The organism is Gelidibacter gilvus (assembly GCF_004115975.1).
GTDB classification, from domain to species: Bacteria; Bacteroidota; Bacteroidia; order Flavobacteriales; family Flavobacteriaceae; genus Gelidibacter; species Gelidibacter gilvus.
In genome coordinates this window covers 17794-31211 of sequence record NZ_SDDZ01000005.1, presented here as the reverse complement: position 1 = coordinate 31211, position 13418 = coordinate 17794, and the positions used below count along the sequence as shown (strand labels likewise).

General features: G+C 34.9%; 11 protein-coding genes. 9 read left to right on the top strand and 2 right to left on the bottom strand.

The features are described 5' to 3' along the window. The first annotated feature begins 326 nt into the window (after positions 1-326). From ESZ48_RS10085 to ESZ48_RS10045, 9 genes are all read left to right on the top strand, one after another. Positions 327-1127, top strand: a complete 801-nt coding sequence (locus tag ESZ48_RS10085) for a GLPGLI family protein (protein ID WP_129017300.1) — start codon at positions 327-329, stop codon at positions 1125-1127. After that, positions 1114-3762, top strand: coding sequence for a carboxypeptidase-like regulatory domain-containing protein (locus tag ESZ48_RS10080; protein WP_129017299.1), 2649 nt, complete (start codon positions 1114-1116; stop codon positions 3760-3762). Before ESZ48_RS10085 ends, ESZ48_RS10080 begins: the two co-directional genes overlap by 14 nt. A gap of 666 nt (positions 3763-4428) precedes the next feature. Beyond that, on the top strand, positions 4429-4605 hold the full coding sequence (locus ESZ48_RS10075) for a histone H1 (protein ID WP_129017298.1): 177 nt from the start codon (positions 4429-4431) through the stop codon (positions 4603-4605). A gap of 767 nt (positions 4606-5372) precedes the next feature. Further along, the gene (locus ESZ48_RS10070; protein WP_223266417.1) at positions 5373-6158 is read left to right on the top strand and encodes a type IV toxin-antitoxin system AbiEi family antitoxin; all 786 of its coding nucleotides are present in this window, start codon (positions 5373-5375) and stop codon (positions 6156-6158) included. Next, positions 6151-7044 carry a nucleotidyl transferase AbiEii/AbiGii toxin family protein gene (locus ESZ48_RS10065; protein ID WP_129017297.1) on the top strand — a complete coding sequence of 298 codons (894 nt, stop codon included), beginning with the start codon at positions 6151-6153 and terminating at the stop codon, positions 7042-7044. The genes ESZ48_RS10070 and ESZ48_RS10065 overlap by 8 nt, the downstream gene beginning before the upstream one ends. 613 nt (positions 7045-7657) lie before the next feature. Beyond that, positions 7658-8044 (top strand): BfmA/BtgA family mobilization protein, encoded by a 387-nt coding sequence (locus ESZ48_RS10060; RefSeq protein WP_190246234.1) that lies wholly within the window; start codon positions 7658-7660, stop codon positions 8042-8044. After that, positions 8044-8712, top strand: coding sequence for a hypothetical protein (locus ESZ48_RS10055; protein WP_129017295.1), 669 nt, complete (start codon positions 8044-8046; stop codon positions 8710-8712). The genes ESZ48_RS10060 and ESZ48_RS10055 overlap by 1 nt, the downstream gene beginning before the upstream one ends. Positions 8713-9216: 504 nt before the next feature. After that, positions 9217-9777, top strand: coding sequence for an Arm DNA-binding domain-containing protein (locus ESZ48_RS10050; RefSeq protein WP_129017294.1), 561 nt, complete (start codon positions 9217-9219; stop codon positions 9775-9777). A gap of 39 nt (positions 9778-9816) precedes the next feature. Next, positions 9817-10875: a flavin monoamine oxidase family protein gene (locus ESZ48_RS10045; RefSeq protein ID WP_129017293.1), complete on the top strand. Its 1059-nt coding sequence runs from the start codon at positions 9817-9819 to the stop codon at positions 10873-10875. A 546-nt stretch (positions 10876-11421) separates the two neighbouring features. On the opposite strand, the gene ESZ48_RS10035 is transcribed toward ESZ48_RS10045, so the two are convergent. Both ESZ48_RS10035 and ESZ48_RS10030 read right to left on the bottom strand, forming a co-directional pair. Continuing rightward, positions 11422-12246, bottom strand: coding sequence for an alpha/beta hydrolase (locus ESZ48_RS10035; RefSeq protein ID WP_129017292.1), 825 nt, complete (start codon positions 12244-12246; stop codon positions 11422-11424). Positions 12247-12470: 224 nt separating this feature from the next. Continuing rightward, complete coding sequence (locus tag ESZ48_RS10030; protein WP_223266416.1) at positions 12471-13256, bottom strand: DeoR/GlpR family DNA-binding transcription regulator; 786 nt, start codon at positions 13254-13256, stop codon at positions 12471-12473. Between the last annotated feature and the right edge of the window lie 162 nt (positions 13257-13418).

Here is a 13418-nt window from a genome sequence, read left to right as displayed (position 1 = left end):
GTTTTAAGCTAATTGAATGGCATAACTTAAACTTATATTATTATGAAAAATTTTAGTTTCAATTCAGTAAAATCCTTTTTATCAAGAGAAGAGAAGTATTAGCGGAGGGCAAACGCAATTTAGCTGTAATTGCGGTTTTGAAGGTGGTGGACATGAACACCTCAAGATTTATGTGGAAGCCGATAACGTAGGCGACACATTAAACTCAATGAATTGCGGTGGTTTGGGTGCAACCTGCAATGGTGCGTAATAATTTCCTAACTTTAAACGGTCATTAGTTTATGAAATGACCATTTTTCAATTAAACATTTAAACAAAGTTTTGCAATGCCTAATAAAAAAGTATTTTCCTTGTTTTTTTTGATTTTTAATGTTGCGGTTTTTGCACAAAAAAAAATCAAAACAGACTTTAAGTATAAAGTCACTTATAGTTTACAATACACCTTAGATTCAACCCAATTAGATAGTGGAAAATCAGAATATATGGTGCTCTTTTTGGGAGATGATTTTTCTTCATTTTCAAGTAGAGCCAAGCTCTTTAAAAACAGCGTTGTAGTTAAAGGAAATACTGCTTCTACTTCTAATGAAAGTATAACGGCTTTTCCCGCTGTAATATTAAAAAATCCTAAGGAAAACTATTTGGCATATACCTTACAAATCGTGGATGATTATTTTTATTATGAGCAACCTTCAAATTTATTTGATTGGAAAATTCATGATGAAATTAAGGACATTAAGGGATACGCGGCTCAAAAAGCAACCACCACATATTCTGGCAGAGATTATATAGCTTGGTTCACTACAGACATACCAATTTCAGATGGGCCTTTTAAGTTTAATGGTCTTCCAGGGTTGATCATTGAGATTTCGGACACTCAAAATCACTATAGCTTTACGCTTTATGCATTTGAAAAATTGGAGCCACCTGTCTCTTTTACAATCAATCTGAAACAGTATGTTTTAACTACTAAAGAAAAACTTCTCGAAGTCCAATATAGATACAGACAAGACCCTTTTACGTACGCAAATAACCCAAATGTAAAAATAACTCCAGAAGTACATCAGGCTTACATCAAAGCCTTTACTGAGATGTTGGAGAAAGAAAATAATCCTATTGAAAAAGACTAAGTTTTTAGTGCTTCTTGTCCTATTGATGTTTGGTCTGAAAGGCTTTTCGCAAAATAAAATTACGGGCACTGTTAAGGACACTGCCGGAAATATATTGGCAGGCGCAGTGGTTACCATAAAAAGCGAACATTCAAATGCAATTTTAAGCTATGGCACAGCAGATATTGATGGCCATTTTTCTGTTGCTATTAGCACCGACGCTTTAAATTTGGTTATTAGTGTTTTGCACTTAGGCTATAAAACGTTTGATAAAAAGATCACAAACACATCCCAAAATATATCCATAACCTTAGAGGAATCTATTGAAGCGCTAAAAGAAGTTGTTGTCACCTCTTATAATATTGAAAAAAAGGGCGATACTTTAAGTTATTCCGTTTCTGCATTTAAAGACCAAAAAGACAGGACTATTGCAGATGTTCTAAAAAAAATGCCTGGTATTGAGGTCCTGAGCAACGGTCAAATATTATATATGGGAAACGCGATCGAGAAATACTACATTGAAGGTATGGATTTGCTAGAAGGTCGTTATAATTTGGCTAATGATAATATATCGGCTGATGATGTAAGCAAGGTTCAGATTTTGGAAAACCATCAGCCTATTAAAGTGTTGGATAGTTTAGTTTTTTCAGATAAGACATCCTTGAATATTAAGTTGAAAAACAATGTTTCTGTAACCGGTTCTGCTGAGATTGGCGGTGGATTTAGCCCTGTTTTATTTAAGACGAATATTACGCCGTTAGTATTCACAAAAAGAAGTCAGGCTTTAGTAAGTTATCAATATAATAATACTGGTAATGACCTTTCACGTAGCAATAACGATTTTTCTACTTCAGATAATTTAACGACCGGTTTTGATGCTGTAAGAAAAAACATTTTGTCTTTACGGCAACTTTCCCAGCCTCCATTTTTAGGTGCAAGATGGTTGGATAACAATGACCACCTTGCCAATATCAATTATCTGTATCGCATAAAAAATGCCACAGACCTTAAAATAAACCTGTCTTATCTAAATGGTTCCCGTATGGATCATGGCAGTAGGAACACAACTTATATAACTCAAAATGACACCATAAATTATGGCGAAAACATAGATAACATACTATTTTTGAATTCGTTAAATTCTAAGTTTACCATTGAAAGAAACCAGTCAAAAAGTTATTTGCTAAATACATTTGTTGCTAATACATTTTGGGATAGTCAAAGAGGAACCATCATCAATGATAATTTAGATGTTTCTCAGCAACTCTCAAACCCATACCTATTGCTGACCAATAAACTTAAAATAATAAAACCCATAGGCAAGCAATTAATAACATTTGACTCCAGTAGTGGCTATACCGATACTGAGCAAGAGCTGACCGTTTTGCCAGGACAGTTTGAAGAAATACTAAACGATGGGCAGGACTATGAAAGCAATAGGCAAGGCACAAGATTATCTACTTTTTTTACAGAGAATACCGTCGGTTTTACAAAAAAACTCGGTGCTTTTACCATATCGCCAAAGGCTGGACTGGCATATAAACATCAAAAATTGACATCAGATTTACAAAAAACTTTCGATGGCAATCAAACACAAATTGATGGAGATTACCAAAATGACCTGCAATTAGCCAACCCAAACCTGTTTATTACCAATCATTTAAATTTTAAGAAAGACAGATGGACAATTGTTTTAAAATCTCCTTTGTACCTGCGTTATTTTAAAACAGACCATAAAATTTCGAGCCAGCAACAAACGCTAAGGCGATTAAATTTTGAGCCAGATTTAACGATTACAAAAAAACTATCGCCCTATTGGGAAGCAAGTGTCAGAGGTAATATTGAAAACAGATATGGCGAGATTGACAATTTGTTTGATGGCTACATGCTGAAAAACTATTTAAGTTTAGTGCGATATAATTCTACTTTGGGCGAGCAAACCAATTATGCGTCTTCTCTAAGTATTAAATACAGAAACGCATTAAAGGCTTTATTTGCTACCGCAACATTTGGTCTTACCAAAAATGAGAACAACCTACTTTATAATAGTTCTATTGCAGATAATGGCTCATTAATAATAGAGAGCATTGAAAGAGATAATGAAGTTACGGCTCAAAGTGTCAATTTTAATGTCAGCAAATATTTTAGCAAGACCAAAACAACTTTAACACTAAATAGCAGGTTCTCGTTTTCTGAAAGACCTCAGATTGTTAACGGTACATTTGGATCATTTAAAAGCACAGACCAGCGTTATGACGTCGATGTAAAATCTGAAATCGCAAAATGGTTTGGTATCGGCGCAAGTTCGAGGCTTACCGTTGCAAGATTACAATCTACAAACGATCAGTTTAGCGCAATAAAGAATTTGGAAAGTTCGATAGCAACATTTTTTTACTTAAGCGACCATCAGTTTTTGAATATTGATGCCGAGCATTATTACAATAACATCGGGACAAGCAAGAATAACAACTATTTTTTAAATTTCAGCTACCAATTTACCGTTAACAAATACAACCTTGATACTAAGATTGCTTGGAATAATGTACTTAATACAAAAAACTATATAAGTGCTTTTAACGGTCAATTTTTTAGTAGCGAAAATTTTTATAAGTTAAGGCCATCTCAATTTTTAATTACTTTTAAGTTTTCATTATAAGCTAAGTATTTGTGATTAACTGTTATTTGTGAAGAATGTTAATTGTTCGACTTCAAACAAGCCGATGTTACAGACTACAATCTTATTATGTTATCAATTATAATAAAATGAGTTCTCCTGGAAAGTCTTGGATCCAGCTCCAAAGTCTATGATTTCCATTCCACTTGTCCACTTCCCGAAAAAAGTCGGGAAGCGATCAAACCCCATTGCAACCTCCAACTTTGAGGTAGCGTCCGCTTAACTTAGGCAAAACGAGATGAATCCGTTAAAATAACACAGGAAGCACATTCTCCTACATTCCGCGCCAGTCTGCCAAAAGGGGCAGGAAAAGCTTCATTCCGAGAAAAGAGCTTCCCTAAAAAGTCATAGACACAATTCCCGATTTCCATTCCTTTTGTCTTCTCCGTGCTGGGAAGATCAGGAAGCAAGCCAACGGCATTTCCATCTTTTAAGTTCCCTCTACTTTAATCCCGCTAAGAAATCGTTTAAGTAGTCAAAAGCCTAAGTAGAACTTCGGCTATCAGTTAAGATTAGTTTACGAAAAAAGTTTGAAAAATATAAGGGAAACCTTTAAAGTGGCGCCTTGTAGTCGCGTTTTTATGTTAATGATAGGTGTGTTTACAACGAATAACTATATTTTCGCCTTTTAAATGAAATTTAAATCTTATGAAAGAACTTATTGAAAACATGCAAAACACTTTTGAGTCATTTGAAAATGATGCTAAATTGCAACTAGAAAGTGGAAACAAAGCAGCAGGAACAAGAGCAAGACAATCGTCATTAGCCTTGGAAAAATTATTAAAGGAATTCCGTAAAGTCTCGATTGCTGAATCCAAGAAATAAACAAAGAAATCATCTCATTAACTAAAAATGAGATGATTTCTTTTTTTTGCGATTATGTATTGAGGGGTGATCTTAAAAAGTGGGATAGTAAATATAGCTCTTAATCTGAGTCGAGCGTAAGCAGATATGTCACTCAGCCCATTGCCGCTCCATTCCGCGAAAAGCTCCATTACGGGCAAAGCGCTTCATTAAAAAATCTTGGACCCAATTCCAAAGTTTACGGATTTACCGTATAAATAGGTCTTAATAATATGTGCATTATTTCTCGAGATTAACCATTTGGTCAACTTTGGAATAGCGTCCGCTTGGCCAAGAGCTCACTATTCCATTTTCTCAACAAAGTTTAAAATTTAGCTCGAGACGGACTGCATAACCGATCGTGCCTCCCTTTTATAAGTCCTTACTCGATCTAAATTTTGGTTTATGTAGTCGAAAGGTAACAGCGATAGGCACTATGGGAAGTATGAAGAAATGTTGACGGACAACTATGTTTCTCTTGTTGTTTTTAATAGGTGGTTACGACCAAAGTTAAACTCTAATTTAGCGATAAAAAAAAGGAAAACGCTCAGGATATAATAAGTAAATCACTTGAAAAGTAGGGTTTGAAACCAATCATAACAGTAGAAACTCGATGTTTATTTAAACTTCATCTTTTTCTTTTCCATGATATTTTGTGATAGTTTAAAAAAACAAGTTTATACAAACTAATAGTTTGTATATTTGAAGTAAATTAAACTTTTTATTTGCTTTCATTGGTTTATAAAATATTGAAAATAGAAACTAATAGTTTGGAAAAAGAACAAAAAATAAACCGTTTACTTAATTCTCAGCCTTCAGGGGTTGTCTATCTCAGCTCGTGGTTAACTGAAAATGGGTTTTCCACACAATTACTCAATCGCTATAAGAAAAGTAATTGGCTTTATTCCATCGGAACAGGGGCCTGGATGCGAGTGGGAGAAGAACCCGGATACGAAGGCGCAATATATGCATTGCAACAACAATGTGATCAGAGTATCCATTTGGGAGGCAAAACAGCCCTTTCTTTATTAGGGAAAGCACATTATTTAGAATTATCAGCACAGCAAGTTATAGTGTTCGGTGGCAGTAAAGAAAAACTCCCTGCGTGGTTCACTAATTACGATTGGGGTGTAAAAGTGAATTACTTTAGTACATCCTTTTTGCCAGCAAAAGTAGGATTACAGGATTTAGAGCGTGGCAACTTTAGTTTGAAAATATCGAACCCTATAAGAGCGTTAATGGAATGTTTGTATCTGGCGCCAAAAAAACAAGACCTTGTAGAGTGTTATGAAATTATGCAGGGACTTAATAACCTTAGACCAAATCAGGTTTACGATCTTTTAAAGCAATGCACCTCTATAAAAGTGAAACGACTTTTTTTATATATGGGCGAAAAATCAAATCACGATTGGTTCAAGTATATGGATGCAGAAAAAATAGATATAGGAAAAGGGAAGCGGTCTTTAGTAAAAGATGGCGTTTATATAGCCAAATACGCTATCACTGTTCCCAAAGCACTGGCAGAATATGAATAGCTATAATAATCAAGTTGCCTTATTATTACAAGTGTTGCCAGAGGTAGCCAAAGAGACATGCTTTGCACTTCACGGAGGCACTGCAATTAATCTCTTTATTAGGGATATGCCTCGATTGTCGGTAGATATTGACTTAACCTATATCCCAATAGAAGATCGGGAAACATCACTTCGAAAAATCGTAACAGCTTTGTCAAGCATTAAAGTAAATCTTGAAAAAATCTTACCTAATGCAGAAATTACAGTAATGGAGAAGATTTTAAAATTGCAGGTTACAACAGCTAGGGCACAGATAAAATTGGAAGTAAGTCAAATAAATAGAGGTTTATTGGATGGAGTTGTTGAATTGAAATTATGCAATAAAGCTCAAGAAGAATTTGATGCGTTTTGTGTAATTCAGGTAGTGTCAATGGGACAATTATATGGTGGTAAAATTTGTGCTGCTCTTGATCGTCAACATCCAAGAGATATCTTTGATGTAAAATATTTATTGGAAAACGAAGGATTTACGGAAGATATTAAGAAAGGCTTCATATTGCTTCTTTTGAGTAGCAGCAGACCCTTAAATGAAATGTTTGAACCCAACTTAATTGACCAAAAAGCGGCAATGGTCAATCAGTTTGAAGGTATGAGCTCCGAATCTTTTACCTATAATGATTTTGAGAATGTTAGGAAGGAATTGATTGAGACCGTTCGTCAAAATTTAACAGCTAAGGACAAGAGCTTTTTATTGGGTTTTAACAACTTGACTCCTGATTGGAGTATCTACGATTTTGAGAGATTTCCTGCTGTACAATGGAAAATTCAGAATCTCACAAAGCTTAGGTCAAGTAATTTGGAAAAGTTTAACGCATATAATACTACCTTAAAAAAAATATTAAACTAAACGCAGTTTCATTTTTATCTTTTAACTTTACTTGGATCAATTACTTGAATTTCAAACCTGATTCAGCCCTTTCCCATCAATACTCCATTATAAAAAAAATACTTCCTTAAAAGATTTGGGCTATATCCAATACCAAAGTTTAGGGTTTTAAGTATAAGGCGCAGGAACTAGTTGTTTTCCAACATTGGCAAGCCAGCTTTTAAATGTTTGACAGTGTTTTAGAATTAATTTATTCAGTTTGGTGAAAATAATGTATCTTTATTTCGCTGACTTTCAGCATACATAATTTTATATAGTTATCCATTATTGACTTTCGCTGATAACTGTATCCATCTTAATTTTGCATTTTGGAAATTATAAATTTCCTTATGGGCAATTGGCTTTTAAAGCCAGATTGTATGAAGTTTTGTCCCGAGGTATCGGGACGAAAAGGAATAGCAAGAGGGTAACGGGCAGAGCCACGTTACATATTCCTTTTCGCGTATAAATCATTGAATATGAGTCTATTGGGATTTAATGGTTTATATAAGCTTCTTCGATTTGCGTCAAATGCCCCCAAACAGTCTGTAAATAGGGATGGATTTACGTCAAACACACAAAAAAGCGAAATAAAATGGATTCATTCATAACCATCAGGTTCAAAAGGAAAACTGCCAAACGTTTTCAGGAATTTTCAAAAAAAAACTTCAAGACCCATACGGAAACTATGGAAGCTATTCTTGATTTTTTCTTTTATAATGAAATCTCACCAAAGGAAAAATTGGGCCCCACCGGGAGGACCATAGAAGCCAATTTAAAGAAACGGATGAACGCAATTATAGCAATAATTAGAGCCATCGAAAAAGGTCAGACTTTGCCTACCGTTGCAATGTTGTCATCACTATTTGAACAGACTGAGCCTGTCGAAAAGAAACTGATCCTAGAAAAAAATAGGAACGAGGCGATGGGGCAGGTCCGTTACCGCGAAAAAGATTCAGTAATCAATAACACCCGGAAATAATGGAAAAAGTAAATTACATCACCCAACTCAACCAAGCCCTTGAGCACTTCAATAATGATCCTCGGATAAAACAGGGACACATCACTTTGTACCTGGCATTCTTTTATATCTGGAATCGGGAGTTTTTTAAGAACACGATTACCATCAATAGGGAATTGACCATGGAAAGGGCAAAAATCAAATCAAAAACAACCTATCATAATATCCTGAGAGATTTACATGAATGGGGGTATTTACAATATTATCCTTCCTATGATCCCAGGAGAGGATCGGTAATCAGGATGGCCATTTTTTATACCCAACCACGCCAAAAATTGGCTAAGAGGGTTCCAGAACCAGTCCAAAATATGGTACCTTCTTATAAACAAAAAACATATATAAACAAAAACAAACTGGCAGGGCAGGCAAAGCCATTTAATATTTTGGAAGTTTTACTTTTTTTTAAAACAAATAACTGGACTGCTGATGAAGGAAAAAAATATTATGAGTATTACCAAGAGAGGGATTGGACATTAAGTAGGGGCCTTAAAATTAAAGATTGGAAACTGGCCGCGCGAAATTTTGTTGAGAAAGGTCGTGAATTAGAGCGTAAAAGGACCAAGCCAATTTCTGGCTATGTGAGTAATCTTCATACAACAAAAAAGAAGCATTATGGTCAGCCTCTTTAAATTGCAACGATACCTTTTTGTCTTGATTAATATGTATTAAATTTAAAAAAATATTTAGGCACACTTGCTTTATATGGTTCGGACAATTGAAATTTAAACTGCTATTAAGCCAGTCCTTTGGAGTCAGTTTATAAGTTTTAACTTTGTTTTTAGAAGATTGAATGATATCTTTACATTAAGATTGAAGTCAAATAATAGTAAGTGCGATTAAGGAAAAAGGTAGCTATTCGGTTAGTAATCAGAGAACATAATCGTAAAGATCAATAAAATCAAGGCTTGGCACAAAGGGTTTGAATCCCTTCGTGGTCACTAGGTGTTATTGCAAATAACATCAAAAGCCTGTAAAACCTATGGTTTTATAGGCTTTTTCATTATACTTGATATATTTGGTGAACAATTCGGTCAACAAAAAAACGTGGTAACACTGTTGACCGAATTGTTAAAATTAAAGCATAGTTGATTTGACTCTTGTCTAGCAAAGTTTAATCGTTAAGACATACAACTATGGCAATTTCAAAAACATTTTCTATCCTATTTTGGATAAACTCTTCCCGTGCAGAAAATGATCAAGCCGAACTTTATGTTCGTATTTCCGTAAATGGCAAACGCGTCAACTTAAGTCTAAAACGAAAAGCTCCTATGGATCAATGGGATGCGAGAACTAAACACTTAAAAAGTAATAGTCCCTGGTTGCGATTGGCATTGAACAATAAAGTAAGCGGAGGCAAGGTACTGTCCAGCAAAGTGCCCAAAGGTAGCAACCGGTTAAAGATTGCTTTACGCAATGCCGCCAATGCCATAGGCAACTTAACAGACTCAACCCCGTTGCGCGACTTCTTCCATCGTGTCAACTTTAGAAAGGGTCGCGTATCGGCCATTAGTGCAACAGCACGAAAGTTTGCGGTGATCATTTGGAACATGGTTGTCAAGGGCGTGCCCTATATAAATCCCGAAGGATACTTGTTCTTGGACCAAAAAAGAAAAATGGGATTGCTAAAGCGTATTCAGAAACAAATCGATAAATTTGGTTTGACTAATAAGGATATAGGCTTTTTAAATACCTAATAAACTATCAAATAGAATACGTTAGTCAGAAACTAATAAATGATAAAAAAAGAAGAAATAATAATTATTGGAGGTGGACTAAGCGGATTAACGTTAGCATATTTATTATCAAAAAAGAACATTGAATCAACAATTTTAGAAGCGTCATCACGTCTAGGCGGCAGAATACAAACGGTTCCAGGAAGATTAGGCACCCCCATGGAGTTAGGAGCTACATGGTTTTCAGGCTTGCACACCAACCTAAATGCTTTATTAGATGAATTGGGACTGACAAAATACCCACAATACTCCAAAGGCAAATCATTATTTCAAACAACCTCATTCGAACCGCCACAAGTATTCAATGTTCCTGAATCTCAAGAACCATCATACAGGATATCGGGTGGGTCACAAGCATTAATTGACTCTCTAAATTTAAACGCAGACCTAACAAACATCAAACTAAATACCAGAGTTAAGATAATTAGAAAATTTGGAAAGGGGTTGTTATTAGAAACTGCTAATGAACAAAAACTATATGCTGACAAAGTGATTTTATGCTTACCACCACAATTGGTAAGTTCTCAACTTACGTTTGAACCTAAATTACCTGATAATGTTTTACAGATTTTACCAACCGTTCAAACATGGATGGCTGGTAGTGTTAAATTTGTATTAGAATATGCAGTGCCTTTTTGGCGAAATAAAGGCTATTCTGGAATGTTGTTTAGCCATTCAGGTATTGTTACTGAAATGCATGACCACACAAATTACGAAAAAAATAAATTTGGTTTTACAGGATTCTTAAGTAGTGGTTCAACATCTTATTCTAAGGAAGTTAGAAAAGAACTTGTCTTAAAACAATTAGAAAAACTTTTAGGCGCTGAAGCCTCAAATCCCATTTCTTATTTCGATAAAGTTTGGACAGATGAATTTGTCTCAGGCGAAAATCAAATAATTCACCGTCCACATCAAAATAATGGCCATCCAATATTTATGAAAAGTTATCTGGATAACACTATTTTTTTCTCAGGCACAGAATCATCATCAGAATATTCTGGATATATGGAAGGAGCCATAATTTCAGCCAAGACTATATGCAATAAAATATCAATTTAACTATAGTTTTTAAAAAAGGCAGTAGTTAGCACTGTATAAAAAAACATAGAGCATTTTTGCTAAACTGAAAGGTCTATACATAGTAACAAAGTCCGTTAAATATAAAACTTAACATTTATCGAAGAAAAAATAAAAGCAAAATATTTATATTTAGCTAAGCAATAAACTGAAACGATAACGCTTATTTTCTACCCTCCGTTTTTTATACTAAATATTATCCAGCATTTTACTAACAATAAAAAGCCCTAATCACACCTTAACTTTTCAGCGTTAGCAATAATTTATAACCTGTGCCAACAGCCCACTGCACCACCAACCTCAACGCCGCAGAAATCCCGGAACGTTACGGTGAGCGTGTCCATTCACGAATGAGGGGAGCTCTTTAATTTTGTGGGATTTGAGGCGTCTAGTGTGGATAAGAGGGGGTAAGACTAGCGTGATTGATTTTTCAAATATGAATTGTAGGGAAATCTATTGCCAATGAATATGATTCCTATAGTAATAAATAAAACAATCATGCTCTATTGGACAAAATTGTCAGCGAATCTAATCAGAAGATGCAAATTCAAAAAAGTCATTAAAGAATAATAATTGATATTTAATGGCATTTGGCCAGTAATTCCAATTGTGTTTTCCGGGGCGTTCAATATAATCATGCGGAATATTTCTTTCGAGCAATTTTTTATGAAATCTTTTATTTCCATCGTAAAAGAAATCGTCAACCCCACAATCCATTATTAATTTCAAGTGATCATCTGTCAATAAATACACCATATTCATTACTGTGTGTTCTTCCCAATTATCTTTATTCTCAGAATAGTTCCCTAAGCGCTTAGACAATTCCCACTTATGGGGAAAAGGGCGGAAATCCAATCCTCCACTCATGCTCCCTGCTGCTCCGTAAATATCCTGATGTTTAAAACTGAGGTAAAATGCGCCATGGCCACCCATACTTAATCCTGAAATGGCACGTTTTGATCTTTCTTTAACTGTATTGTATTTTGTATCTACAGCTTCAATAAGCTCTTTGGAAATATAAGTTTCGTATTTCATGGTTTGATCAATCGGACTGTCTATATACCAGCTCGTGGAACCGCCATCAGGACACACGATAATCATGTTGAATCTGTCCGCATATTCTTCAAGTTCCGGTACCTTTGTGAGCCAGTTTTTATAATCTCCACCGGCGCCATGAAGCAGGTATACCACAGGGAAACCTTCTTGTTGCGTTGAGTAATTAGTGGGCAAAATGACGATATTAGGAATAGACTTGCTCATCGATTTGCTGTTGATTATAAGCGTGTCTACCTGAATTGCAAATAGGTTGGCACTGCTTAAAAATAATAAAAGAGCTATTATATTAATTTTCATTGCTTGGGAATTTAAACTTCTGGACATTTCTTAGTTTACTACTTTTAACTTCTTGAATTTCCTCGATCTTCAATTTTATGTTTTAAGGATGCAATCGCACCCATTTTTCTGAAAAAGATTACCGATAGAGTATGTGCTTCTGATTAATATTTAAAGTCATTTATAATTAATGTGATGGTAGCGCTATTGTTTCGATATGTTCCGATTGAATGCCATTGTTTTGATTATGCAATCGTCACTTTTATTCCTTTTTTTTCAATTTTCTTCTTAATAATTGCCGATATGCCATTATCCGTAATGAGTTCATGAATTTGATCAAAATCGCATATTTTCGCGAAGCTTTTTTTTCCGATTTTGGAAGAATCGGCCAAAACAATTATTTTTTGTGCAGAGGCCAGCATTTTCCGATTCAATTGGGCTTCCTCCAAATTTGTGGTGGACAGACCATAGTCTAAATGAATGCCGTCTACACCAATAAAAAGTTTGCTACAGGAAATATTTCCCAATATATATTCGGCATAGGAACCTATAACGGAACCGGAACTGTGCCTAACGTAGCCTCCAAGTTGGAGAATTTCAATGTTTTTATCGTTTATGAGCTGCATCACCACATAAAGCGAAGAGGTAATAACAGTAAGTTTGTTTTTAGGTTTTATAAATTTTGATAATGCCTGAACCGTGGTGCCAGAGGCTATCATTATAGAATCGTTTTCATCAATGAGTTGAGCTGCACACTGCGCAATGCCGTTTTTTTCTTCTACAGATATTTTTTCCTTGACTACTATAGCCCGCTCGTTGATGTAGGGGTTCTCTAGTGAAGCTCCGCCGTGCGTTCTAAACAATAGCCCTTTTTTTTCTAATAATCTTAAATCCTTTCGGATGGTGACTGCTGAAACATTTAATATGTCACATAGATCCAATACCTCAAGGTGCTTCTCCTTGGTCAATTTTTCTAATATGGTCTGATGTCTTTTCATTGGATTCAAGTATTTTTCTACAGGCTCTATCATTTTTTATACAATTAAAGATCACGACTTAAACTAATAATTATTATTAAACGGATGATCCTCATAAATGTAGGGATAATACGTTGAGGTTTTAAAAAAAATAAGGTAGAGATTTTTAAAACCTTTTATAAATTCTAAATAATTTAAACTAGGAAAAAAACATTT

Coding starts and splice junctions, on each gene's coding strand:
- ESZ48_RS10085 (WP_129017300.1), top strand. CDS start 327: ATGCCTAATAAAAAAGTATTTTCCTTGTTTTTTTTGATTTTTAATGTT.
- ESZ48_RS10075 (WP_129017298.1), top strand. CDS start 4,429: ATGAAAGAACTTATTGAAAACATGCAAAACACTTTTGAGTCATTTGAA.
- ESZ48_RS10065 (WP_129017297.1), top strand. CDS start 6,151: ATGAATAGCTATAATAATCAAGTTGCCTTATTATTACAAGTGTTGCCA.
- ESZ48_RS10060 (WP_190246234.1), top strand. CDS start 7,658: ATGGATTCATTCATAACCATCAGGTTCAAAAGGAAAACTGCCAAACGT.
- ESZ48_RS10055 (WP_129017295.1), top strand. CDS start 8,044: ATGGAAAAAGTAAATTACATCACCCAACTCAACCAAGCCCTTGAGCAC.
- ESZ48_RS10050 (WP_129017294.1), top strand. CDS start 9,217: ATGGCAATTTCAAAAACATTTTCTATCCTATTTTGGATAAACTCTTCC.
- ESZ48_RS10045 (WP_129017293.1), top strand. CDS start 9,817: ATGATAAAAAAAGAAGAAATAATAATTATTGGAGGTGGACTAAGCGGA.
- ESZ48_RS10035 (WP_129017292.1), bottom strand. CDS start 12,246: ATGAAAATTAATATAATAGCTCTTTTATTATTTTTAAGCAGTGCCAAC.
- ESZ48_RS10030 (WP_223266416.1), bottom strand. CDS start 13,256: ATGATAGAGCCTGTAGAAAAATACTTGAATCCAATGAAAAGACATCAG.